Below are 23,006 nucleotides of genomic sequence, written 5' to 3' on the forward strand. Positions count from 1 at the left end.
TGTACTCCTCGTCGATGGTCGGTCGCGGTTTCCGGCGGGACAGGTCCGGCGGCTGGCGCGTCAGACGGCGATGTCGACGTCGCCGACGGGCCTGTTGATGCACAGCTGGATCGGCTGGTCGGGCTCGGCGTCCGCCTTGCCGGTGAGCGCGTTGCGCGTGCAGCCGGAGCGGCGCACGGCCGTGCACGAGAAGCAGATGCCCATGCGGCAGCCGTATTCGGGGCTCAGACCGGCGGCCTCGGCCTGTTCCAGCAGGACGTCGCCGGTGTTGGCGGCATCCACTCCTGATGCGGAGAAGGTCACCGTGCCGCGCACGTCGTCGTCGGCGGGCGGGGCCGCGGGGGCCGCCTCGAACGCCTCGGTGTGCAGGTTCCCACCGATGCCCATCCCGTCGTAGACCTCGCGCACCGCGGTCATCATCCGCGCCGGCCCGCACAGGTAGGACTGCGCTCCACGCACCCACGGCGCGGCCTGCGCGAGGTGCTCGGCGGTGAAGTGCCCGTCCACGTCGCCCGCCCCGGGAGTGCCCGTGCACCCCACGGCGACGGTCACGCCGAGGGCCTTCCCCAGCCTGCGCAGCTCGCCGGCGTGCACCAGATCGTCCGGCCGGCTGACGTAGTGCAGGAACGCCACTCGCCCCTCGTGCCGCTCGTCGACCAGTGTCCGCAGCATCGCGAGCACCGGAGTGATCCCGCTGCCGCCGCTGATGAGGACGATGTCGCGCGGCCGCGGCCGGGGCAGGTGAAACTCCCCGGCGGCCTGCTCCAGGTCCACCATGAGGCCCGGTTCGGCCCGCTCGAGCAGCTCCCGGGAGACCAGCCCCGACGGATGCGCCTTCACGGTGAGTTCCAGGCGGCCGTCGTCCGCGTGCTCGGAGCCGCACGGGGAGAAGCAGCGGGTGTGCCGTACCCCGTCGACCACCACCCCCACCCGCACGAACTGCCCGGCGCGGAAGCCGCGCCACTGCCGCGTCGGCCGGAGTTGCAGGGTGACGGAATCTGCGACTTCACGGTGTACATCCGTCACCCTCGCCCGAAGCTCATTGGCCGTGACCGTCGGCGCGATCAGCTCGGTGTACCGGTCGACGCCATGCGGCGTCGCCATGGTCTCGAACAGGCCCACCAGCCGGCCAAGCATCGGCGCCACAGGCCTGCCAGCTGCAATCTGTCCCATCATGTTGCACCCTCCTGCCGCTCCTCGCGGCCTCCCGACCCTTCGGTTGCGCACGCTCTCCACGTCGACGCCGTACCGATCCGGGATGCGGCCGTACATTTTCAGTGCACATCCGTACACTGATCATTGTGACAGCTGAGTACGCGACCGGGTCAAGGGCGACGGACTGTGATCTGCGCTACGGACATAGAATCGAAGGCATGGTCGAGCCCCTCGGCGCGGCGCGGGTCTCGCGCGCGGAACGCAAACAGCTCACCCGCCGCGCACTGCTGGACGGGACGTTCGACCTGCTCGAGGACCGCAATTTCTCCGGACTGAGCCTGCGCGAGGTGGCCCGCGCCGCCGGCATCGTGCCGACGGCCTTCTACCGGCACTTCGCCTCGCTCGACGACCTGGGCGTAGCGCTCGCAGAGGAGTCGATGCGCGTCGCCAGGCAGGTGCTCAGGGACGCGCGGCGCGGCGGCGATCCGATCACCATCGACACGGCGCTGGACGCGCTCGGAAGTAAGGTCGGCGACCATCCCCGTGAGTTCCGCTTCGTCACCCGCGAACGCCACGGCGGAATGGCGGAGATCCGGCGCGCCATCGGTTCGGAGCTGCGGGCGCTCGTCGGCGAGCTCGCCATCGACCTCGCCCGCACGCCGGCCCTGGACGCGTGGGCGCCCGCGGATCTGGAAACGGCCGCAGACCTTCTCACGGTGACAGCGCTGGAATCGGTCCCCGGCCTGCTGGGCCCGCAGCGCGACCACGCCGCAGCCCTCGATCGTGCGGGACGGCAGCTGCGGATCATCACCACCGGAATGACCGCCGCCCGCCCGCGCGGCTGAGCGCGCACGGCCGGCGCCCCGCACCTTCGCGGCGGACCTTCTCCGGCGCTGTACGGGCGATCTCCGCGACGGCGCAGCGCCGCCCCAGGTTGAGGAGCCGACGGATCTGCCCTAGCGTCTGACAGCAAGGCTAGCGCCAGACCGACACCGACACTCCGGGCCGGCATCCTCATCTTCCGGGGATCCGGGACGGCACAGGGGAGAGGCCGACGTGAGGACTATCCACGATGCCTGGCAGGGCATCCGCAAACCCGTTTTCATCCCCGCATCACTGATCATCTTCGGGATGATCGCCTTCGCCGTCGTCTACTCCGGCACCGCGGAGGACGCCTTCACCTCTTTGAAGGACGGCATCGCCGACGGCGTCGGCTGGTGGTACATTCTGTCCGCCACCGGCTTCGTCCTGTTCGCCGCCTACTGCGTGTTCAGCCGCGTCGGCAGCATCCGGCTGGGCCGGGACGACGAGCGGCCGGAGTTCGGCGTGTTCTCCTGGTTCGCCATGCTCTTCAGCGCGGGCATGGGCATCGGCCTCGTCTTCTACGGCGTGGCGGAGCCGCTGTCCCACTACATCATCCCACCGCAGTCCGGCGGGATCGAGGGCGGCACGGACGCCGCGGCCAACCAGTCGATGCAGTTGACGATGTTCCACTGGGGGCTGCACGCATGGGCCATCTACGTGGTGGTCGGCCTGGGCCTGGCGTACATGACCTACCGCAAGGGCCGCCCGATGTCGGTGCGGTGGCTTCTCGAGCCACTGCTGGGGCGCAAGCGGATCGAGGGCCCCATCGGGCATGCCATCGACGTCATCGCCGTCGTCGGCACACTCTTCGGCATCGCCACGTCGCTGGGCTTCGGCGTGCAGCAGATCTCGGCGGGCCTGGAGTACCTGGGCTGGCTCACGGTGGACAACCCGGTCAAGATCATCATCATCGTCGTCGTCACGGCGATGGCCACGCTCTCCGTCGTGTCGGGCGTGACCAAGGGCCTCAAGTGGCTTTCAAACATCAACATGGTCCTCGCCGCGCTTCTGGCGCTGTTCGTGCTGGCGCTGGGCCCCACGCTGTTCCTGGCGCAGGCATGGGTGCAGAACCTCGGCGGATACGTGCAGGCGCTGCCGCAGATGATGCTGCGCACCGCGCCGTTCTCCGATGACACCTGGCTGGCCGACTGGACCATCTTCTACTGGGGCTGGTGGATGAGCTGGGCGCCGTTCGTGGGCATGTTCATCGCCCGGATCTCGCGCGGGCGCACCATCCGCGAGTTCATCGCCGGGGTGATCCTGGCCCCCACGGTCATCGCCTCTCTGTGGTTCACGATCTTCGGCGATTCCGGGATCCTGCGGCAGCGCGACGACGGGGACATGCTGGTCGACGGCGCCGTCGACACCAACACGACGCTCTTCCACATGCTCGACGGCCTGCCGCTGGGCGTCATCACGAGCGTGCTCGCGATCGCGGTGGTCGTGTTCTTCTTCGTCACCTCGTCCGACTCGGGATCGCTGGTGATCGACATGCTCTCCACGGGCGGCGACATGAACACGCCCAAGATCACGCGCGTGTACTGGTCGGTGCTCGAGGGACTTGCCGCTGCAATCCTGCTGGTGGTGGGCGGCGCCGGATCGCTGACGGCCCTGCAGACCGCGTCCATCGCCACAGCGGTGCCGTTCTCGATAGTCCTGGTGCTGGCCTGCGTCTCGATGCTCAAGGCGTTCCGGTTCGACCTGGCGCACCGCCCCCGGTACGTCCACGTCTCGACGCCGGGCGGCGGCGGGTCCACCGTGCTCGCCACCTCCGGCGCTGCGGGACCGGACAAGCCCGCGCAGCAGTCGACGCCGCCGGGGGCCGGTCCGGAGCGCGAGCCCGTCGGCGCGACGCCGACCGGACAGAGTGCCGAGTCCGAGCATTGGTGGCGCAGGTCCAAGGTCTCCGCGACGTTCGCCGGCCTGTCGCCGTCGGACCGCCCGGCACCTGAGCCGCAGGACGACTCGCTCGTAGTGCGCGTGCATGAGATCCCGGTCAGCGCCCTCGAGGTGGACCCCGAGACGGGCGCGGTGGGCTTCGACAGGTCCGCCGGGCCGTCGGACCCGCTCGGCGGCGAGGTGTTCGACACGCCGGAGTTCGCCGAGTCCGCCATCGGCGCCGAGATGCGCAGCAACGGAAACGGCAACGAGGGCAACGGCGTCGGGAACGGTGACGGAAATGAAAACGGGGACGGCGGCGGTGCCGCCGACCCCGCTCCGCCGGACTGACGCCCTCCGGCTGATCCTGCCGACACCGCGGCCCGCCCGACGAACCCCGTCGGGCGGGCCGCGGTTCTTCGTGTGCGGAGGTCGGTGCACGCGCCCCGGCGAGGCGCACGAGACCGCGCCCACACCTCGCCCGCACTTGTGTTCTGACCCACTGGTAACTATGTTCGTCTGCGGAATGGAAAACGTACGTCCAATTCGTACGTCCGTATCATAACTCAAGGAGTTTACAATGGGTTCACTTCCGGGTCTCATCGACCTCCTCCCCCTCATCGGCATCATGGACGGGTTCGACACGATGTCGCTCAACGGCATCGGGTCCGCACAGACCCAGTCCCTCGACGCCGTCGGCTCGCTCGAGGGCCTCCTCGGCGGCGGCGCGTAACCGCCACCCCCTTGCCGGCCGGGGCGCCGCCCGGCCTCTTCACAGCACCGAATCAGGAGAAACACATGCTCACCGACTCCCTCACGAACGCCTTCGGCGTCTTCAACACCAGCATCGAGAACGGCACCGGCTCCATCGGCGCCCTCACCGGCGACGGCATCGGCAGCCTCGGCGACATCCTCAAGCCCTTCTTCGCGGGCCTCGAGACCATGAGCGGCGCCGGCGAGTAGGCCCGGCCGATCGCGGGGCGCCCACCACCTGGCGGGCGCCCCGCGATCCTTCGCTTGCCGTGCATGATCTGCACTGCCGTACGGTATTTTCAACCTGGACGAAACAGCCCGCCATATATGCGGCCCGGCCGCCCCGCCCGAGTGTGGACACCTGTCCGGCCACTCCTCTAGGCTGGACTCACATTGCGGACAGGGCTCCCGGGCCTGACCGCCACCGGAGAACCCGCGACGAGCGAGGAGCAGCCGTGCGCTTCGGAGTCACCCTGTTCACCAGCGATAGGGGCATCACCCCCGCCGCCGCCGCACGCGCTGCGGAGGACGCCGGCTTCGACGCGTTCTACGTGCCCGAGCACACGCACATCCCCGCCCGCCGCGAGGCCGCACACCCCGCCACCGGCGACTCCTCGCTGCCCGACGACCGCTACATGCGCACACTCGACCCCTGGGTGGCCCTCGGCACCGCGGTACCGGTGACGTCGACGATCCGTCTCGGCACGTGCGTCGCGCTGCCGGTGGAGCACGACGTGCTCACCCTCGCGAAGACCATCGCCACCGTCGATCACCTCTCGGGCGGGCGGGTGACGCTAGGCGTCGGCTTCGGCTGGAACCTCGACGAGCTGCGCGACCACGGCGTACGCATCGACCGCCGGCGCACGATGCTGCGCGAATACCTCGAAGCCATGCAGTCGCTGTGGGACCAGGACGAGGCCGAGTACCACGGCGAGTTCGTCGACTTCGACGCCGCGTGGGCCTGGCCCAAGACGGTGCAGCGCCCGCGCGTGCCGGTCGTGGTGGGCTGCGCGGGCAACGATAAGAATTTCCGCTGGATCGCCCGGAATGCCGACGGCTGGATGACCACCCCGCGCGAGGGCGCGCTCGAGGACGGCATCACCGGACTGCGCCGCGCGTGGACGGAAGCCGGACGCGAGGGCGACCCTCTGATCAGCGCCCTCGTCCCGGGGCGCCCGGACCCCGACGAACTGGCCCGCTGGCGCGACCTGGGCGTCACCGAGGCGATCTGCGGCATGCCCGACGCGGACGAACCGACCGTCGCCGCCTACCTCCAGCATCTCGCAGGCCGCATCGCGCATCTGCGGGAACCCCGGCCGCGCGCCGCGCCCGCGGCGGGCGCTGCGGCGGAATGATCACGCCCCGGGGCGGCGGCCCTCTATCGTTGCCATCGGGACCCCCGGTTCGAAGCCGAAGGAAGCGAGGTGAGCGGTGCGGATAGCCCTGCTGTCGTACCGGAGTAAACCGCACTGCGGCGGGCAGGGCGTATACGTGCGCCACCTGAGCCGGGGCCTGGCGGGCCTGGGCCACGAGGTGGAGGTCTTCTCCGGCCAGCCGTACCCGGAGCTGGACCCGCCCGTCACCCTCACCCGCGTGCCCAGTCTGGACCTCTACCGCGAGCCGGACCCGTTCCGCACGCCGCGTCCGTCGGAGATCCGCGACGGCATCGACCTGCTCGAGCTGGCGACGATGTGGACCGCCGGCTTCCCGGAGCCGCTGACCTTCAGCCTGCGCGCGGCCCGGATCCTGGGACGGCGGGCCGGCGAGTTCGACGTCGTGCACGACAACCAGTGTCTGGGCTACGGGCTGCTGCGGATGCAGCGCGCCGGGCTTCCTGTCGTCGCCACCATCCACCACCCGATCACCCGCGACCGCGACCTGGACCTGGCCGCCGCCGGTCTGCGCCGCAAGCTCACTCTGCGCCGGTGGTACGGGTTCCTCGCGATGCAGGGGCGCGTGGCCCGCCGCATCCCCACCCTGCTGACGGTGTCGCGCTCCTCCGAGGCCGACGTCGCCGAGGCATTCGACATCCCCGACGGGCGCCTGCACACCATCCCGCTCGGGGTGGACACCGCGCTGTTCGCGCCTTCCGCCGCGCAGGCCGCCGCCCCCGGAGGCGCAGGGCCGTTCCGCATCGCCTGCGTCGCCAGCGCCGACATGCCCCTCAAAGGAGTCGGCACCCTACTGGAGGCGGTGGCCAAGCTGCGCACCGAGCACGACGTGCGCCTCGACCTGGTCTCACGGCCGACACCGGGCGGCGCCACCGAGCGGCTGATGGACCGGCTCTCGGTGCGGGACATCGTCGACGTGCACTCCGGCATCGACGACGACGCGCTCGCCGGGCTGCTCGCCGGGGCCGACGTGGCGTGCGTGCCATCGCTGTACGAAGGGTTCTCGCTGCCCGCCGTCGAGGCGATGTCCTGCGGCACCGCGCTGGTCGCCAGCGCCGCCGGCGCACTCCCCGAGGTCGTCGGCACCGACGGCGCCGCCGCGTCGCTGGTGCCGCCCGGCGACGCGGGTGCGCTGGTGTCGGCCCTCGGGGCGCTGCTGACGGACCCGCCGCGCCGCCGGGCCATGGGTGCGGCGGGGCGCGCGCGGGCCGTCCGCGAGTTCAGCTGGGAATCGGTGGCCGCGAAGACCGTCGAGAAATACGAGTCCGCGATCGCCGCGCGGCGGGCGGGCATGCGGGAGGGGCGATGCTGACCTTCGACTTCGACCGGCTCGGCGTCCGGCCCGGCATGCGCGCCATCGACATCGGTTCCGGCAACGGCCGGCACGCCTACGAGCTGCTGCGACGCGGAGCGGACGTCGTCGCCTTCGATCAGAGCGCCGACGACATGGCCGAGGTGGAGACGATGTTCGCGGCCCTGCGCTCCGAAGGCGAGGTGCCCGAGGGCGCCGCCGCTCGTGTCGAGGTGGGCGACGCGCTGGCCTTGCCGTATCCCGACGACGCATTCGACATCGTGGTGCTCTCCGAGATCCTCGAGCACATCCCCGACGACGGGAAGGCCATCGCCGAGGCGGTGCGCATCCTCAGGCCGGGCGGCGTCGCCGCGGTGAGCGTGCCGCGCTGGCTGCCGGAGAAGCTGTGCTGGGCACTCTCCGACGAGTACCACGAGGTGGAGGGCGGCCATGTGCGCGTCTACCGGGCCGACGAGCTGGCAGCCAAGCTCACGCGCGCCGGCCTCACCGTCGCCCACCGCGACCACGCGCACGCGCTGCATGCCCCGTACTGGTGGCTCAAGTGCGCAGTGGGAGTGGACAATGCGGATCACCCGCTGGTGCGCGGATACCACCGGCTGCTGGTGTGGGACATGATGTCGGCGCCGCCGCTGACCCGGCTGCTGGACAGGGCGCTCAATCCGCTCATCGGCAAGAGCGTGGCGCTGTACCTGACCAAGGACGAGGTCACCGTTGGCGCGCCCTGAGCCGCCCGAGGTCCCCGGCGTGCTCACCGCCGCGCAGGCGGGGGCCACCGGCGCGGCGATCGCCCGGATGCAGGAGCCGTCCGGGCAGATCCCCTGGTTCCCCGGCGGCCACACCGACCCGTGGGACCACGTCGAGTCCGCGATGGGGCTCACCGTGGCAGGCCTGCAGGGCGAGGCGGAGGCCGCCTACGCCTGGTCCGCGGCCACGCAGCGCCGCGACGGATCCTGGCCGATGCGGGTGCGCGGCCGGCGCGTCGAGGATGCGGCCACCGACATCAACTTCTGCGCCTACATCGCCGTCGGCGTGTGGCACCACCTGCAGGTCACCGGTGACGCGGATTTCGCGCGTCGCATGTGGCCGACGGTGCGCCGCGCCCTGGATCTGACGGTGTCGATGCAGGCCCCGGGCGGGGAGGTCTGGTGGGCCCGCGACGTGCGGGGACGGCCCGTCCGCGAGGCCCTGCTCACCGGAAGCTCGAGCATCCGCCTCGGCCTGCTCTGCGGCATCCGGCTGGCCGACGCCCTCGGCGTGCCGCAGCCGGGGTGGGAGTCGGCGTGGGCACGGCTGCACCACGCCCTGCGCGACCGACCGGAATCGTTCACGCCCAAACCCGAGTACTCGATGGACTGGTACTACCCGGTGCTGTGCGGCGCCCTGCGCGGCGACGACGCCCGCGCGCGCATCGCCCGCCGCTGGAAAGACTTCGTCGTGCCGGGCCTCGGTATCCGCTGCGTGGACCACAAGCCGTGGGTGACCGGCGCGGAGACGTGCGAGCTGTCGCTGACGCTGGCGGCCGTCGGCGACACCGACGGGGCGCGGGAACAACTCGCGGCGATGCAGCACCTGCGCGACCCCGACGGGTCCTACTGGACCGGGCTGGTATTCGCGGACGGCAAGCGGTGGCCGGTGGAGGTGAGCTCGTGGACGTCCGCCGCGGTGCTGCTGGCCGCCGACGCCATCGCGGGCGCCACGGGCGGAGCGCGCCTGTTCGCCGACGCCGCATCCACGGAACCAGAGGGCGTGCACAGCCCCGCGTGATACACGGGCTTCCCGACCTGCCGCCGCGCGTGCTCAGCGGGGCCGGACGCGCTCGAGCACGCGCAGCGACCCGGTGACCGAGCGTTCCACGAACGCGCCGGAATCGATCGCCTGCCGGTAGATCTCGTAGGGCGGCCGGCCGCCGTCGGCCGGGTCGGGGAAGACGTCGTGGATCAGCAGTGCACCGCCCGCCCGGACCCGCGGGGCCCAGCCGTCGAAGTCGGCCTGCGCGGCGGCCATGGAGTGCCCGCCGTCGATGAACAGCAGGTCCAGCGGAGTCCGCCACAGCGCCGCCACGCCGGCCGAACCCCCGATCACGGTGACGACGGTGTCCTCCAGGCCCGCATCATGGAGGGTGCGCCGCAGTCGGCCGGCCGTGTCGAGCCGGCCCGCGTGCGGGTCCACGAGGGCCGGGTCGTGGTAATCCCAGCCGGGCTGATGCTCTTCCGAGCCCCGGTGGTGGTCGACGGTCACGACGGTGGCCCCGTTCTTGCGCGCCGCCGCGCCCAGGAACACCGTGGAGCGCCCGCAGTACGTGCCGATCTCGGCGCACACGGCGCCGCCGGATGCCGCGGCGCAGTAGCGCGCCGCCGCGTCGAACAGCGCCACGCCCTCGTCGAGAGGCATGAAACCCGGGGTCGCCTCGATGACCTCCAGCAACTCCCGGCCCACCCGCTCGCGCGCTTCTGCGACCGCCACGGCCATCTGATCCGTTCCGTCCGTCATCGGCCCCGCCCGTCGCCCGTCCTGCCCGTCACCCGTCCCGCCCGTGGTCTGACCGGGCGGCCTTCGCACGCTGGTGCAGCACCTTACCCACCATCGCATCGAACCTGGTCCCGGTGGGCCACCCGACATAGTGGCACAGGAAGATCGAGATCTCCCGCAGCTGATGTTCGTCGAGCTCGCCGTTGCCCAGCGCCGCCCCCACCTGGATCTCGGCCACGTCGAGCATCCCCTGCGAGGACAGCGCGCCAAGCAGCAGCAGCCGGCGGTCCCGCACCGTCAGACCCTCGCGCTCCCATATCTCGCCGAACAGGTGGTCCGCGGTGAGCGCGAAGAAGTCCCCGGGCCCGTCCTGGACATCGAACCCGTACACCTCGTTCATCCTCGCCAGACCGCGGGCGCGCCGTGCGCCCTGGCCGTCGGAGTCGTTCTGCACCTGGGTCATTCGTCCTCCTCCGTGCCGGTGGCTTCGTCCAGTGCGCCCGCACCCCGCCCGGACCCCACACCCAGCCCCTCGCCGAGGCCCTTCAACGCCCGGCGCGCCAGCGGCAGGTCCGCGCCGGTCCGTTCGCCCAGCGCCAGGGCCAGCGCCAGGTCCTTCTCCCCCAGATCGCGTACGTGCGTGAGAATCGGGTGCCAGCCGTCTTCGGGCGCGACAGGACGCGTGCTGTCACGCAGCATGATCGCGCCGGCTCCACCGGTGATGGCGTCGGAGTGCCGCACCACCTTTCCGAGCTCGGTGATGTCGAGCCCCGCCGACTCCGCAAGGCGCTGCGCCTCGGCGGCCGCCGTGAAAGACACGAAGTGCAGCAGATTGCGTGCCAGCTTCATGCGCGTGCCGGCGCCGACCGGCCCCGCGTGCACCACCAGTGCGGCGAAACTCTCGAACGGCGCGCGCACGGCGGCGAACGCCTCCTCTGTGCCGCCCACCATCACCGCCAGTCGGCCCTTCTGCGCCCCCGCCACCCCGCCGCTCACGGGCGCGTCCACCAGATCCACTCCGCACGCGGCGCATTCGGCGGCGAGCGCGGTGGCCGTCGTGTCGGCGATAGTCGAATGCACCGCGATCACCGTCCGCGGGCGCGCCGTGGTCAGAATCCCATCGGGACCCGCTACCACCTCGCGCACCTGCGCGTCGTCGAGGACGGCGACCGAGACGACGTCGGCGTCACGCGCAGCCTCGCCGGGGGTCGCGGCCACGCGCGCGCCCTTCTTTGCTACGCGTTCGGCGGCCGCGGGCCGGGCGTCGCACACGGTCAGCCCGCCCGGCCAGTCGAGCCACCGCTGCGCCATGGGCGACCCCATGTTCCCGAGGCCTATGTACGCCAGACGAGCCGGACCGGCGTTTCCGCGGGTCGCGCGGACTGAATCCGGCACCGGCCGTTGCTGTTCCACTTGCACTGAGTCCACCTCTGCTGAGTCCGACCGTGCTGAATCCTGCTGTTCCGGGGAGTGCCGCATCATCGCCACCTGTCGGCTTCCGCCGCCCATGTCATGAGCGGATGATCTGTCCGCCGTCGACGTTGAGTATGTGACCCGATATCCACGCCGCGTCGTCTGAAAGCAGGAACAGGCAGGCTCCCACCATGTCGCCGACGGTCCCCATGCGGCGGATCGGGATGCGCTCGACCATGTCGGCCACCATGTCCTGCGGGGTGACGCTCCTCGTGGCCTCGGTGTCAGTGGGCCCGGGGGCGAGCGCGTTGATCCGGATGTTCGAACCGCCGAGCTCCGTCGCCAGCTGCTGTGTGAGGCCGTTGATGCCCGCCTTGGCCAGCCCGTAGAAGCCGGAGTAGAGCCATGCCGCGGTGGACGATTGGTTGACGATGGATCCGCCGCCGTTCTCGGACATCGGTTTCCACACCGCGCGCGTCACGTTGAGCGCCCCGTCGAGATTCACCGACATGAACTTCTTGTAGTAGTCCCAGGGGACCGTCAAAAGCAGATCCAGTTTCATCGAGCCGTAGATCGCCGCGTTGTTGACCAGGTGGTCGATGCCGCCGAACTCGGTGACGGTGTAGTCCGCCAGGTCGGCGGCGGACTCCGGATCGGCGACGTCCACGTGGTGGAACGTCGCCGTGCCCCCCTCAGCGCCGATCGCGTCCGCCACGGCCTTGCCGCGTTCGGAGTCGATGTCTGCGAGGACGACCCGCGCCCCCTCACGGGCAAGGCCGCGGGCGTACGCCTCGCCGATCCCCTGCGCCGCGCCTGTGACGACGGCGGTCCTGCCTTCGAAACGTGCCATGGTGCTTCCCCGGTTCTCGTTGTGGACTGCCCGGTGCGCGCTCGCGCCCCGGATGCTTGCTGTCATGCCGGATACGCGACGGCCTTGGTCTCCAGGTACTCCTCGAACCCTGAGACACCCATCTCCCGTCCGATCCCGGACTGCTTGTAGCCGCCGAACGGCACGTCGGCCGAGTACCAGATGCCGCCGTTGACGCTGAGGGTCCCGGTGCGCACGCCCCGGACCACACGGTCGATGCGCCCCGGATCCTCGCCCCACACAGCGCCGGAGAGCCCGTAGGGGGAATCGTTCGCAATGCGGACCGCGTCCTCGTCCCCGTCGTGCGGGAGGATCACCAATACAGGGCCGAAGATCTCCTCACGCGCCGTCCGGGACGAATTGTCGAGTCCCGCAATCAGCGTCGGCTCAATGTAGAAACCCTCGTCCTTCCCCGCCGGCCTACCGCCGCCGCAGACGACGGTGCCGCCCTCCTCCACGGCGAGCCGCAGGTACTCCTCGACGCGCGCGCGCTGCCGCTCGGAGATGAGCGGGCCGCAGATGGTCCCCGGGTCCGCGGGATCCCCGGGCGCCAGCCCGCCCATCACGTCGGCGGTGGCAGTGACCGCCTCCTCCAGCCGCGCACGCGGCACCAGCAGCCGGGTGGTCAAGGCGCAGCCCTGCCCGGCATGGGTCGAGACGGTGAAAGCCGCGGTGGCGCAGGCGGACGCCAACGCCCCGGCGTCCAGGTCGTCGAGCACGATGAACGCCGACTTGCCGCCGAGTTCCAGGAAGACCTTCTTGAGGCTCTCCGAGGCCGCGGCCATCACCGCGCGGCCGGTGTCGGTGGAGCCGGTGAATGACACCAGGTCCACGCGCGGGTCGGTCGCGAGCTGTGCACCGAGCGCATGGTCCGACGAGGTGACGACGTTGAACACTCCGGCGGGGAATCCCGCCTCCTCCGCGGCGATCTTCGCGACCAGGGCTGCGCACCACGGGGTGTCCGGTGCGGGTTTGAGCACCACCGTGTTGCCCGCGGCCAGCGCCGGGCCGACCTTGGCGAGGTTGATCTGGTGCGGGAAGTTCCACGGGGTGACTGCGCCCACCACACCCACCGGCTCGCGGAGCAGGGCCCGGCGGGTGAGGATTCCCATCGGGCGCGCCGTGCCGAGCTCCGTCTCCCATTGGTAGCTCTCCGCGAGGTCGGCGAAGTATCCGAGGTCCGAGACCGGACCCTCCAGCTGGGGCCCGGTGGTGAAGAACGCCGGTGCGCCGGCCTCGGCGATCGTCACCTCGCGCAGTTCCTCGATGTGACTCTGCAGGCGGTCCCGCAGTGCCCGGAGGCACCGGGCCCGCAGGACGTGGTCCCGCGCCCAGTCGGTCGTATCGAATGCTCGGCGCGCCGCCGCGATTGCAGCATCCATGTCCTCGGGCCCGGCGTCTGCGGCCAGGCCCAGCGGCATGCCGGTGCTCGGGTCGACGGTGGCGAAGGTTTTCCCCGACGAGGCGTCGACCAGTTCGCCATCGATGAGCAGCTTGGTGTTCTCTGCGGGTCCAGGCCTGATCAGGCTTTCCGCCGGGTCCTGAGTACGGGTCCGGGTCATCGGTCACCGACCTTCCAGGTTCGGCCGTCTTCAGAAGAAGGCGGGCTAGACAGCTGTCTGGACTATAGTTCGACAGTGTGATCCACGCAATACGGAACGCGTGATCGAACAATACTCTGGACAATTGTCTGGTCATGTGTCGACACGGGGCGATTTCACCGCTACGGTGATCCCCACCACACACGGATGGCAGTCGATCCCGACATGCGAGGTACGCGATGACGACCACTGACGACGCTCCGACACCGGTCACGCTCCACGACCCGGACGTGTACGTGGAGGGCGTCCCCCATGAGTTCTTCTCCTGGCTGAGGCCGGCCGAGCCGGTCTACTGGCAGCCGGAGGAGGAAGGCTCCGGCTATTGGGCCGTGACCCGCCACGCGGACGTCATCTCCGTGTCGCGTGATCCGGAGACCTTCTCCAGCGCGCTCGGCACCTCCCAGCTCCAGGACTTCGACGAGGAGACGCGGCAGAAGCAGGCCGCCATGCTCCTCAACCTGGATCCGCCGGAGCACACCCGCCAACGGCTGCTGGTCAGCCGGGGATTCACCCCTCGGGTGATCGCCCGGCTGGAATCAGACATCCGCCGGATCAGCGAGGACCTGGTCGACGCCGCGGTCGCCGAGGGTGAGGTGGACTTCGTCGAGGCGATCGCCGCGCCGCTCCCCCTCGCAGTCATCGCGGCGCTGCTCGGCGTCCCCCGGGAGGACACCGGCCGCCTCTACGACTGGTCCAACCGCATGATCGGTTTCGAGGACCCGGACTTCCACACCACCGAGGCCGACGGGGAGATGGCCGCGGCCGAGATCTTCCTCTACGCCAACGAACTCGCCGCGCAGCGGCGCGCGAACCCCCGCGACGACATCATCACCGCGCTGGTTCAGCCCGACGAGGACGGGCACATGCTCTCCGAGGTGGAGTTCAACATGTTCTTCGTACTGCTGGTGATCGCAGGCAACGAGACCACCCGCAACTCCGCCACCGGCGGCATGCTCGCACTGATTGACCACCCCGGGCAGTGGGACCGGCTGCGCGCGGATCCGTCCCTGGCTCCGACCGCCGTCGACGAAGTCCTGCGCTGGATCACGCCGGTCATGGACTTCCGCCGCACCGCCACCCGCGACTGCATGATCGGCGATCAGCCCGTCGCGGCCGGCGACAAGGTCGTGATGTTCTACGCCAGCGCCAACCGGGACGAGGCGGTGTTCGACGACCCGTTCGCGTTCGACATCACCCGGACGCAGAACGCCCAGCTGGCATTCGGCGGCGGCGGAGCGCACTACTGCCTGGGCACCCATCTGGCACGCCTCGAGCTGCGGGTGCTGTTCGAAACACTCGCCGCCCGCGTCGAGCTTGTGGAACGGACCGGCCCCGCACGGCGTCTGCGCTCGAACTTCATCAACGGCATAAAGGAGATGCGCGTGCGGTTGCATCCGGCCTGGGGAGCGCCGTCGTGAGTGTGGACGGATGCACGGCCGGGGCACCCGGCGGAGTGCCCGCGTTCGAACCGACGCGGCGGCACCTCAGCGCGCAGCAGGCCGCGACAGTCGAGTCGCTGACGCAGGCCGCGGTGACCGTGTTGCGCGGCAAGGGCTACTCCGGCCTGACCATCCGGCTCGTGGCCGCCGATGCGGGCGTGGCGCCGGCCACCGCGTACACCTACTTCTCTTCGAAGAACCACCTGATGGCGGAGGCGTTCTGGCGGCGCCTTGCCGCGCTGCCGGAAACCTCTCCGGAGCGCACGTCTCCGCAGGGCTCGTCCCGGCTCGAGCGTGTCGCGTCGGTGATGCGCGGTGTCGCCCTGCTGGTCTCGGACGAGCCCGAGCTGTCATCCGCGGTCACCGCAGCGCTTCTGGGCGACGACCCGGAGGTGCGCCACCTGCGCATCCGCATCGGCATGAACATCCGCCGGCGGCTGTCGCTCGCCCTCCGATTCGACGAATCGGCGGACTCGCGCACAGCGGACGGCGCCCAGGATCCGGGCGGAGCGACGGACGAAGACGTCCTCGAGGCGCTCGAGACGGTCTGGGCCGGCGGCCTCGTGCGCGCGGGAATGGGGCACCAGACCTACCACGAGATCGCCGACAGGCTGGAGACCTTCGCCGGCCTGATCCTGAGCAGTGAACGAGAGGGGAAGTGACACCATGACGGTACGGCCGATCGCGGGCGGCGGCTCCGCCGCCGAGGTTCCGGCGCGGGACCGGGTCTTCGACCCGTACGACTACGACTTCCACGAGGACCCGTACGCCACCTACCGGTGGTTGCGGGACGAGGCCCCGGTGTACCACAACCCGGACATCGGCTTCTGGGCCTTGTCGCGGCACGCGGACGTGCGCGCCGGGTTCCTCGACGCCGGGCGCCTGTCGAGCGCCAACGGGGTGGCCCTCGACCCGGCGGCCTACGGACCGCACGCGCACAAGACGATGTCGTTCCTGGCGTTGGACGACCCCCGCCATATCCGCATGCGCTCGCTCGTGTCGCGCGGGTTCAACCCACGGCGGATCGCGCCGATGCGGCGGAGGATCACCGAGATCACCCACCAGCACCTCGATCCGGCGCTGGAGAAGGGCGAGTTCGACTACATCGCCGAATTCGCCGGCCGCATACCGATGGACGTGATCTCGGAGCTGATGGGCGTGCCCGACGAGGACCGGGTGGAGATCCGCAGGCTCGCGGACCTCGTGGTGCACCGCGAGGACGGCGTGCAGGACGTGCCGCAGGCGGCGATGGAGGCCGCCCTCGAGCTGATCGCCTACTACACCGATCTGCTGGCCGAACGACGGCGCGCCCCCACCGAAGATCTGACCTCCGCACTCGCCGAGACCGTCGTCGACGGCGACCGCCTCACCGACGAGGAGATCATCGGGTTCCTGTTCCTCATGGTCGTCGCCGGCAACGAGACGACGACCAAGCTGCTCGGCAACGCCGTCTACTGGGCGCACCGGTTCCCCGACGAACTCGCCAAGCCCTTGGCGGACCGCGCGATGGTCCAGCCGTGGATCGAGGAGACACTCCGGTACGACACCTCCACCCAGATGCTGGCGCGCACCACCATCGACGAGACCGAGTATCACGGGATCACGGTGCCCTCCGGGGAGAAGGTCCTGCTGCTCGTCGGTTCCGCCAACCGCGACGATCGGGTCTTCGAGGATCCGGACACCTACCGCATCGGACGCGACAGCTCCGGCGGCCTCCTCAGTTTCGGCGTCGGGACCCACTACTGCCTGGGGGCGCACCTCGCCCGTCTGGAGGCCGACATCGCCCTCACCGAGCTGCTCGACGCTGTGCGGTCCCTCGAGATCGACGAGGCCGCGTCGGAACGCGTGCACTCCACGAACGTGCGCGGGTTCGCCACCATGCCGATGCGTGTCACGCGCCGCTGACGCCGCCCCCTCCCGAAAGGCCATGAACGATGCCACGATTCGACCCGCACCCCCAACGGCGGCCGGCGCTCATCAGCGGCGCGTCCTCCGGGATCGGCACCGCGACCGCGCGGGCGCTCGCAGCGCTCGGCCACCCGGTCATGCTCGGCGCCCGGCGCGACGACGAGTGCGCCCGCATCGCGGAGAAGATCCGCGACGAAGGCGGCGAGGCCTTCGCGGCCCGGCTCGACGTCACCGATACGCAGTCGGTGGACGAGTTCGTCGCTCGGGGCGAGGAGGCGTTGGGCCCCACGGAGATCGTCGTCTCCGGTGCCGGGGATCTGCGGGTCGGCCGCATCCACGAGATGGACCCCGCGGTGTTCGCCGCGCAGCTCGACGTGCACCTGAGCGGCGCGCAGCGGCTCGTCGCCAGGGTCGTGCCCCATATGGTCCGCCGACGACGCGGGGACGTGGTGCTGATCGGCTCCGACGTCGTGGCCGCGCCGCGTCCGCGCTCCGGTGCGTACAACGCCGCCAAGGCGGGGGTGGAGGCGATGGGCCATCAGATGCGGATGGAGCTGGAGGGCACGGGGGTCCGCTCGTCGATAGTGCGACCCGGCCCCACGCAGACGTCGATGGGCATGGACATGAGCGCCGAGGACGCCGGCCCCCTTCTCGAGGACTGGATGCGGTGGGGATTCGCCCGCCACCCCTACTTTCTGCGCGCCTCGGACATCGCCGCGGCGGTCACCACGTGCGTCACCTCGCCGCGCGGCGCCCACGTGACGCTGATGGAGGTCCAGCCCGAGGCGCCCCTGCACGAGCAGACCACGAAGGAGAACTGACATGACCACGCAGATCACCTCCCCTCCCCGGGTATCCGGGGAACAGGATGAGAACGGGCACCTCGAGGAGTTGCGCACCGACCCCATCGGCCTGATGCGACGGGTGCGGCGGGAGTGCGGCGACGTCGGCGTGTTCCGCCTCGCCGGGCGGGACGTCGTCCTGCTCTCCGGGGCGGAGGCGAACGAGTTCTTCTTCATGTCCTCGGACAACGACCTCGATCAGGGTGCGGCCTACCCGTTCATGAAGCCGATCTTCGGCGAAGGCGTCGTCTTCGACGCCAGTCCCGAGCGCCGGCGCGAGATGCTGCGCAACCAGTCGCTGCGCGGCGAGCACATGAAAGGCCACGCCGCCACAATCGCCGCCGAGGTGCAGCGGATGGTGGCCGGCTGGGGCGACGAGGGCGAGATCGACCTGCTCGATTTCTTCGCCGAGCTCACCATCTACACCTCGTCGGCATGCCTGATCGGGAAGAAGTTCCGCGAAGAGCTCGACGGCCGGTTCGCCCACCTCTACCACGATCTGGAGAAGGGCACCGACGCCATCGCCTTCGTCGATCCGCACGCCGACATCGACAGCTTCCGCCGCCGCGACGCGGCCCGGGCGGGCCTGGTCGAGCTGGTCCAGGAGTCGATGCACCGTCGCATCGCGGACCCCCCGGCCTCCGACGCCGAGCGCGACCTGCTCGACGTGCTCGTCTCCATCCGCGATGACGACGGGGAACCCCGCTTCTCCGCCGACGAAGTGACCGGCATGTTCATCTCGATGATGTTCGCCGGCCACCATACGACCTCCGGCACCGCCGCCTGGACGCTGATCGAACTGCTCCGCCACCCGGAACTGCTGGCGCGGGTGGACGCCGAGCTCGACGAGCTTTATGCGGACGGGTCCGAGGTGAGTTTCGGCGCGCTGCGCCAGATCCCGCTGCTGGAGTCGACGATCAAGGAGACCCTGCGTCTGCACCCGCCGCTGATCCTGCTGTTGCGTGTGGCAAACGGGGACTTCGACGTGTGCGGCTACGGGATCTCGGAGGGGGACCTGGTGGGCGCCACCCCGGCGGTCTCGAACCGGATCCCGGAGGACTTCCCCGACCCGGACGCCTTCGACCCCGGCCGTTACGTCTCGCCGCGGCAGGAGGATCTGGCGAACCGGTGGTCCTGGATCCCGTTCGGCGCCGGGCGGCACCGCTGCGTCGGCGCGCAGTTCGCCACGCTGCAGCTCAAGGCGATCTTCTCGGTACTTCTGCAGGGCTTCGAGTTCGAGATGTCCCAGCCGTCGGAGTCCTATCGCAATGATCATTCGAAGATGGTCGTCCAGCTGGAGCAGCCGTGCCGCGTGCGCTACCGGCGCAGGCAGCGCTGACGACCTGCACGCCGGGCCGTCACGCCCCATCCCCCACCGACGCCGAAGGAGTCGACCATGCGCATCGAAGCGGACCTCGACCTGTGCCAGGGACACGCCATGTGCGAGCTGGAGGCACCGGATGTGTTCCGCGTGCCCAAGAACGGCACCGTCGAAATCCTGGACGAGACCCCTCCCGACGACCTGCACGACGACGTCCGGCGCGCAGTGCAGTACTGCCCCGCGCAGGCGCTCAGCAGCGTCGACGACTGACCCCCGTCCCCACATCCCCGACCGAGGAGTATCCGTGACCGCATTCATGCGAGATGAACTGGACGAGATGGTCCGCCGCTGGCTGGAGGCCAATAAGAAGTGCGAAGCCGAGGGAGACTGGCTGCCCCTGGCGGAGATGTACGCCGAGGACGCCACCTACGGGTGGAACTACGGGCCGGCCGAGGACTTCATGGCCGTGGGCCGCGATGAGATCCGTGAACTGGCCCTGGGCCAGGAGATGTCGGGCCTGGAAGGCTGGCGGTACCCGTACCAGTCCGTCCTGATCGACGAATCCACCGGCGACGTGATGGGGATGTGGAAGCAGATCGCCAACGCACGCCGCCCCGACGGAAACCACTACGAGGTCCACGGGTTCGGCGGCAGCTGGTTCCGCTACGGGGGCGACTGGCAATGGTCCTGGCAGCGGGACTTCTTCGACTTCGGCAACGTGTCGGCGCTCTTCATGGAGATGATCCAGGACGGTGCGCTCTCCGCCGGTATGCACAAGCGGATCGAACGCGCCACCGCGGACAAGCGCCCCGCGGGGTGGTATCCGCTGGGCACGACTCCGGTCGCGTTGTGGTGAGCCGCCCGCTGAAGACGCCCGAGCGCGCCGGCGCGCCCGCCTGCACCGGCACGCTCGGCCGGCAGCGCCTGGCGTCGCTGGTACCCGAGCTGCTGCTGGCCGGCCACCTGATCGACCGCGCCGCGATGCCCCACGTCCTCGCCCGGCTCGGGCGGGAGGGGATGACCGCGGTGGCCATCGAGGAGTGGCTGGCGGCGAGCCCCGTGTACACGCGGCGCATGCAGCAGGCGCTGGGATTCCCCGGCGCCGACGTGCCCACGGTCTTCAAGGGGATGCAGCTCGACATCGGCGCGCCGCCCCAGTTCATGGACTTCCGGTACCAGGTGCACGACGCCCGCCACGGCGCCTTCCACCTCGACCACTGCGGCGCGCTGCTGGATGTGGAGCCGATGGGCCCGGACTACGTGACCGCCATGTGCCACGACATCGAGGACCCCACGTTCGACGGCACCGCGGCGGCGACCAACCCGCGGGCCCGCTGCCGCCCGGTCCACCGTCCGCCCCGCGCCCCCGCCGACCGCACGCCGCACTGCGAGTGGACGGTCACCATCGACGAGGATGCGCCGCCCGCTCCGTACCCGCCGCAAGCTGCGGCGATGGACCGCACCGAGGCCGCGCGCGTTCCGCTCGACCGGATCGTCCCCGGCAGCGGCGGGCGCGACGACTATGCCGGGCCACTGCTCGCCGACCTCCGGTGGGACGAATGGTCCGGGCCGGCGCTGCACCGCATGGCCCAGGAGATCGCGCTGCAGGGCCACATGCTGGTGCTCGGGTCGGCGATGGCCTTGCGCAACAGGCTCGACGCCCGCGATGTGCAGGACATCCTCCTGCATCAGTGCACGGGGATCGCCGCGGTGACCTCCGACCGGCTCTGCACCGCGCTGGACCTGCCACGGAACAGCACAGGCCTCGCCGAGCTGCTCGCAATCCATCCCGCGCTCACCCCGTACCCGTACGTCGGCGCCCGCGTGGTGCCTGGGCCGGAGCCCGTGCTCGAGCTACCGCAGGACTCGCCGGCCGTGCGCGACGGGGCGTGGCCGGCGCTCCTGGCCACCCGCGCCGGGGCGCCCGCCCTGGACGCTCTGGTGCGCGGCGTCGACCCCCGGTTCAGCACGCACATCGTGTCCGGACCCGAGAAAGAAGGAGGCGCCGCAGGACGGAGAGTCGTGCGCATCGCGATCCGCACCGACGCGCGACCGCACCCCGAATCCGACGACGCGGCACTCACGCGGTTCAGCGGCGGAGCCGGCTTCGCCTTCGATGACGCGCGCCCGTCGCTCCCCTTGACCGTGGTGGGATCGGGGTGACGCCGTGCAACTGACCCGCTCCGCCCCCGTCCGCGCCGTCGGCGGCTTCTTCGCCCTGAGTCTGGACACCGTCTGGTCCACCTTCTCCCGCCCGGTTCAAGTGCGCGAGTTCTTCGACCAGGCCTGGTTCATCACCCGCGTCTCCGCGGTCCCCACGGTCCTGGTGGCGATGCCGTTCACAGTGCTCGTAACCTTCATCCTCAATATCCTGCTGCGCGAGATCGGCGCCGCCGACTTGTCGGGCGCCGGCGCGGCGCTGGGGACGATCACGCAGATCGGGCCCATGGTCACCGTGCTCATCGTCGCGGGCGCCGGCGCGACGGCCGTGTGCGCAGACTTGGGCGCCAGGACCATCCGCGAGGAGATCGACGCGATGTCGGTCCTGGGCATCGATCCGGTGCGCCGGCTCGTGGTGCCCCGGGTGTGGGCGTCGGTGTTCGTGGCCCTTCTGCTCAACGCCCTCGTCTGCCTCATCGGCATCGTCGGGGGATTCGCCTTCTCCGTGGGGCTGCAGGGCGTGAACCCGGGGGCGTTCACCAGCGGGATCACGCTGCTCACCGGCCTCGGCGACCTGATGGTGTCCGAGGTGAAGGCAGGCCTGTTCGGCATGCTGGCGGGCCTGGTCGCCTGCTACCGGGGCCTGTCCGTCCACGGCGGCCCCAAGAGCGTCGGCGACGCGGTCAACGAGACCGTCGTCTACGCGTTCATGGGGTTGTTCGTGATCAACGTGATCGTCACCGCCGTAGGCGTCAAGGCGACGGCGGGCTGAGTCATGTCGATCGCCGCCACCGGGAAACTCGTCCGCACGCGCCGCGCCGCGGCGCGCGGCTCCGCGTCCTTCGACGAGTTCGGGGACAAAGCCCTGTTCTTCTGGGATGCGCTGCGGCACATCCCCACCGCGCTCCGGCTCCACAAGAAGGAGACCGTGCGCCTGATCGCCGAGATCGGCATGGGTACCGGAAGCCTCGCCGTCATCGGCGGAACCGTCGTCATCGTCTCGTTCCTCACGCTCTTCGCCGGCGGCACCATCGCGATCCAGGGCTACAGCTCGCTCGGCAACATCGGCGTCGAGGCGCTCACGGGCTTCCTGTCCGCATTCATCAACGTGCGGGTGGGCGCGCCTGTGATCGCGGGGATCGGGCTGGCCGCGACCATCGGCGCCGGGTCCACGGCACAGCTGGGCGCGATGCGCGTGAGCGAGGAGATCGACGCCCTCGAATCGATGGCGATCCCGTCGATCCCATACCTGGTGAGCACGCGGCTCATCGCCGGGCTCGCCACCATCGTGCCGCTGTACTCACTGGCCGTCGTCGCCGCGTTCGCAGCGAGCCGTTTCACCACCGTGACCCTCAACGGCCAGTCCGCCGGCGTGTACGACCACTACTTCAACACCTTCCTGTCGCCCGCGGACATCGTCTGGTCGTTCGGCCAGGCGATCGCGATGGCCGTCGTCGTGATGCTGATCCACACGTACTTCGGTTACACCGCCTCCGGCGGCCCCGCGGGGGTGGGCCGCGCCGTCGGCCACGCGGTGCGGGCGTCTCTGGTGGCCGTCGTGAGCATCACGCTGCTGACGTCCCTCGCCATCTACGGCGCATCCGGCGACTTCCACCTGTCGGGTTAGGGGAT

The 23,006-nt window shown here is 70.5% G+C and carries 24 protein-coding genes; 18 read left to right on the forward strand and 6 right to left on the reverse strand.

Going from position 1 to position 23,006, the window contains the following annotated elements:
* Positions 1–60: 60 nt before the first annotated feature.
* Positions 61–1,173, reverse strand: a complete 1,113-nt coding sequence (locus FO059_RS16520; protein WP_233266695.1) for a ferredoxin reductase — start codon at positions 1,171–1,173, stop codon at positions 61–63.
* A 200-nt stretch (positions 1,174–1,373) separates the two neighbouring features.
* Between FO059_RS16520 and FO059_RS16525 the strand changes: the two genes are divergently transcribed.
* The 8 genes from FO059_RS16525 (at position 1,374) to FO059_RS16550 (ending at position 9,117) form a co-directional block, all read left to right on the forward strand.
* On the forward strand, positions 1,374–2,000 hold the full coding sequence (locus FO059_RS16525; protein WP_143910037.1) for a TetR family transcriptional regulator: 627 nt from the start codon (positions 1,374–1,376) through the stop codon (positions 1,998–2,000).
* A 211-nt stretch (positions 2,001–2,211) separates the two neighbouring features.
* A complete protein-coding gene (locus FO059_RS16530) occupies positions 2,212–4,248 on the forward strand; it encodes a BCCT family transporter (RefSeq protein WP_199256969.1) in 2,037 nt (678 codons plus the stop codon).
* Between the two features lie 229 nt (positions 4,249–4,477).
* Positions 4,478–4,630, forward strand: coding sequence for a hypothetical protein (locus tag FO059_RS18485; protein ID WP_158726361.1), 153 nt, complete (start codon positions 4,478–4,480; stop codon positions 4,628–4,630).
* Between the two features lie 65 nt (positions 4,631–4,695).
* Positions 4,696–4,860, forward strand: coding sequence for a hypothetical protein (locus FO059_RS18490; RefSeq protein WP_158726362.1), 165 nt, complete (start codon positions 4,696–4,698; stop codon positions 4,858–4,860).
* A gap of 245 nt (positions 4,861–5,105) precedes the next feature.
* A complete protein-coding gene (locus FO059_RS16535; protein ID WP_143910038.1) occupies positions 5,106–6,005 on the forward strand; it encodes an LLM class F420-dependent oxidoreductase in 900 nt (299 codons plus the stop codon).
* Positions 6,006–6,081: 76 nt separating this feature from the next.
* Positions 6,082–7,353, forward strand: a complete 1,272-nt coding sequence (locus FO059_RS16540) for a glycosyltransferase family 4 protein (RefSeq protein ID WP_143910039.1) — start codon at positions 6,082–6,084, stop codon at positions 7,351–7,353.
* Positions 7,347–8,078, forward strand: coding sequence for a class I SAM-dependent methyltransferase (locus FO059_RS16545; RefSeq protein ID WP_143910040.1), 732 nt, complete (start codon positions 7,347–7,349; stop codon positions 8,076–8,078). Before FO059_RS16540 ends, FO059_RS16545 begins: the two co-directional genes overlap by 7 nt.
* On the forward strand, positions 8,065–9,117 hold the full coding sequence (locus FO059_RS16550) for a prenyltransferase (RefSeq protein WP_143910041.1): 1,053 nt from the start codon (positions 8,065–8,067) through the stop codon (positions 9,115–9,117). Before FO059_RS16545 ends, FO059_RS16550 begins: the two co-directional genes overlap by 14 nt.
* A 33-nt stretch (positions 9,118–9,150) precedes the next feature.
* Here FO059_RS16550 and FO059_RS16555 read toward each other — a convergent pair whose 3' ends face one another.
* The 5 genes from FO059_RS16555 to FO059_RS16575 all read right to left on the reverse strand — a co-directional run bounded on the left by FO059_RS16555 (position 9,151) and on the right by FO059_RS16575 (position 13,665).
* Positions 9,151–9,843 (reverse strand): class I SAM-dependent methyltransferase, encoded by a 693-nt coding sequence (locus tag FO059_RS16555; protein ID WP_372497925.1) that lies wholly within the window; start codon positions 9,841–9,843, stop codon positions 9,151–9,153.
* Between the two features lie 28 nt (positions 9,844–9,871).
* The gene (locus FO059_RS16560; protein WP_143910042.1) at positions 9,872–10,285 is read right to left on the reverse strand and encodes a carboxymuconolactone decarboxylase family protein; all 414 of its coding nucleotides are present in this window, start codon (positions 10,283–10,285) and stop codon (positions 9,872–9,874) included.
* A complete protein-coding gene (locus tag FO059_RS16565) occupies positions 10,282–11,145 on the reverse strand; it encodes an NAD(P)-dependent oxidoreductase (protein ID WP_233266673.1) in 864 nt (287 codons plus the stop codon). Before FO059_RS16565 ends, FO059_RS16560 begins: the two co-directional genes overlap by 4 nt.
* A 187-nt stretch (positions 11,146–11,332) precedes the next feature.
* Complete coding sequence (locus FO059_RS16570; RefSeq protein ID WP_143910043.1) at positions 11,333–12,085, reverse strand: SDR family oxidoreductase; 753 nt, start codon at positions 12,083–12,085, stop codon at positions 11,333–11,335.
* A gap of 62 nt (positions 12,086–12,147) precedes the next feature.
* A complete protein-coding gene (locus tag FO059_RS16575) occupies positions 12,148–13,665 on the reverse strand; it encodes an aldehyde dehydrogenase (protein ID WP_143910044.1) in 1,518 nt (505 codons plus the stop codon).
* A 218-nt stretch (positions 13,666–13,883) separates the two neighbouring features.
* On the opposite strand from FO059_RS16575, the gene FO059_RS16580 reads away from it, so the two are divergent.
* From FO059_RS16580 to FO059_RS16625, 10 genes are read left to right on the forward strand one after another with little or no spacing between them, the layout of a single operon-like run.
* Positions 13,884–15,122, forward strand: coding sequence for a cytochrome P450 (locus FO059_RS16580; protein ID WP_143910045.1), 1,239 nt, complete (start codon positions 13,884–13,886; stop codon positions 15,120–15,122).
* Positions 15,119–15,805, forward strand: coding sequence for a TetR/AcrR family transcriptional regulator (locus tag FO059_RS16585; RefSeq protein ID WP_233266674.1), 687 nt, complete (start codon positions 15,119–15,121; stop codon positions 15,803–15,805). The genes FO059_RS16580 and FO059_RS16585 overlap by 4 nt, the downstream gene beginning before the upstream one ends.
* A 4-nt stretch (positions 15,806–15,809) precedes the next feature.
* Positions 15,810–17,048: a cytochrome P450 gene (locus FO059_RS16590; protein ID WP_143910046.1), complete on the forward strand. Its 1,239-nt coding sequence runs from the start codon at positions 15,810–15,812 to the stop codon at positions 17,046–17,048.
* A gap of 29 nt (positions 17,049–17,077) precedes the next feature.
* On the forward strand, positions 17,078–17,872 hold the full coding sequence (locus FO059_RS16595) for an SDR family oxidoreductase (protein ID WP_143910047.1): 795 nt from the start codon (positions 17,078–17,080) through the stop codon (positions 17,870–17,872).
* 1 nt (position 17,873) lies between these two features.
* The gene (locus FO059_RS16600) at positions 17,874–19,232 is read left to right on the forward strand and encodes a cytochrome P450 (protein ID WP_143910048.1); all 1,359 of its coding nucleotides are present in this window, start codon (positions 17,874–17,876) and stop codon (positions 19,230–19,232) included.
* 57 nt (positions 19,233–19,289) lie between these two features.
* Positions 19,290–19,484: a ferredoxin gene (locus tag FO059_RS16605; protein ID WP_143910049.1), complete on the forward strand. Its 195-nt coding sequence runs from the start codon at positions 19,290–19,292 to the stop codon at positions 19,482–19,484.
* A gap of 46 nt (positions 19,485–19,530) precedes the next feature.
* Positions 19,531–20,070, forward strand: coding sequence for a Cif family virulence factor (locus FO059_RS16610; protein WP_199256985.1), 540 nt, complete (start codon positions 19,531–19,533; stop codon positions 20,068–20,070).
* Positions 20,064–21,377: a hypothetical protein gene (locus FO059_RS16615; RefSeq protein ID WP_408033852.1), complete on the forward strand. Its 1,314-nt coding sequence runs from the start codon at positions 20,064–20,066 to the stop codon at positions 21,375–21,377. The genes FO059_RS16610 and FO059_RS16615 overlap by 7 nt, the downstream gene beginning before the upstream one ends.
* 4 nt (positions 21,378–21,381) lie before the next feature.
* Positions 21,382–22,146 carry an MlaE family ABC transporter permease gene (locus FO059_RS16620; RefSeq protein ID WP_143910051.1) on the forward strand — a complete coding sequence of 255 codons (765 nt, stop codon included), beginning with the start codon at positions 21,382–21,384 and terminating at the stop codon, positions 22,144–22,146.
* A gap of 3 nt (positions 22,147–22,149) precedes the next feature.
* Complete coding sequence (locus FO059_RS16625; protein WP_143910052.1) at positions 22,150–23,001, forward strand: MlaE family ABC transporter permease; 852 nt, start codon at positions 22,150–22,152, stop codon at positions 22,999–23,001.
* Positions 23,002–23,006 lie beyond the last annotated feature (5 nt).

It is taken from the genome of Tomitella fengzijianii (genome assembly GCF_007559025.1).
In the GTDB taxonomy this organism is placed as follows: domain Bacteria; phylum Actinomycetota; class Actinomycetes; order Mycobacteriales; family Mycobacteriaceae; genus Tomitella; species Tomitella fengzijianii.

What these genes read in the sequence shown, in the direction of transcription:
- FO059_RS16520 (WP_233266695.1), bottom strand. Translation starts at nt 1,173, where the DNA reads ATGGGACAGATTGCAGCTGGCAGGCCTGTGGCGCCGATGCTTGGCCGG.
- FO059_RS16525 (WP_143910037.1), top strand. Translation starts at nt 1,374, where the DNA reads ATGGTCGAGCCCCTCGGCGCGGCGCGGGTCTCGCGCGCGGAACGCAAA.
- FO059_RS18485 (WP_158726361.1), top strand. Translation starts at nt 4,478, where the DNA reads ATGGGTTCACTTCCGGGTCTCATCGACCTCCTCCCCCTCATCGGCATC.
- FO059_RS18490 (WP_158726362.1), top strand. Translation starts at nt 4,696, where the DNA reads ATGCTCACCGACTCCCTCACGAACGCCTTCGGCGTCTTCAACACCAGC.
- FO059_RS16545 (WP_143910040.1), top strand. Translation starts at nt 7,347, where the DNA reads ATGCTGACCTTCGACTTCGACCGGCTCGGCGTCCGGCCCGGCATGCGC.
- FO059_RS16555 (WP_372497925.1), bottom strand. Translation starts at nt 9,843, where the DNA reads ATGACGGACGGAACGGATCAGATGGCCGTGGCGGTCGCAGAAGCGCGC.
- FO059_RS16560 (WP_143910042.1), bottom strand. Translation starts at nt 10,285, where the DNA reads ATGACCCAGGTGCAGAACGACTCCGACGGCCAGGGCGCACGGCGCGCC.
- FO059_RS16565 (WP_233266673.1), bottom strand. Translation starts at nt 11,145, where the DNA reads ATGGGGTCGCCCATGGCGCAGCGGTGGCTCGACTGGCCGGGCGGGCTG.
- FO059_RS16570 (WP_143910043.1), bottom strand. Translation starts at nt 12,085, where the DNA reads ATGGCACGTTTCGAAGGCAGGACCGCCGTCGTCACAGGCGCGGCGCAG.
- FO059_RS16575 (WP_143910044.1), bottom strand. Translation starts at nt 13,665, where the DNA reads ATGACCCGGACCCGTACTCAGGACCCGGCGGAAAGCCTGATCAGGCCT.
- FO059_RS16580 (WP_143910045.1), top strand. Translation starts at nt 13,884, where the DNA reads ATGACGACCACTGACGACGCTCCGACACCGGTCACGCTCCACGACCCG.
- FO059_RS16590 (WP_143910046.1), top strand. Translation starts at nt 15,810, where the DNA reads ATGACGGTACGGCCGATCGCGGGCGGCGGCTCCGCCGCCGAGGTTCCG.
- FO059_RS16595 (WP_143910047.1), top strand. Translation starts at nt 17,078, where the DNA reads ATGCCACGATTCGACCCGCACCCCCAACGGCGGCCGGCGCTCATCAGC.
- FO059_RS16600 (WP_143910048.1), top strand. Translation starts at nt 17,874, where the DNA reads ATGACCACGCAGATCACCTCCCCTCCCCGGGTATCCGGGGAACAGGAT.
- FO059_RS16605 (WP_143910049.1), top strand. Translation starts at nt 19,290, where the DNA reads ATGCGCATCGAAGCGGACCTCGACCTGTGCCAGGGACACGCCATGTGC.
- FO059_RS16610 (WP_199256985.1), top strand. Translation starts at nt 19,531, where the DNA reads ATGCGAGATGAACTGGACGAGATGGTCCGCCGCTGGCTGGAGGCCAAT.
- FO059_RS16625 (WP_143910052.1), top strand. Translation starts at nt 22,150, where the DNA reads ATGTCGATCGCCGCCACCGGGAAACTCGTCCGCACGCGCCGCGCCGCG.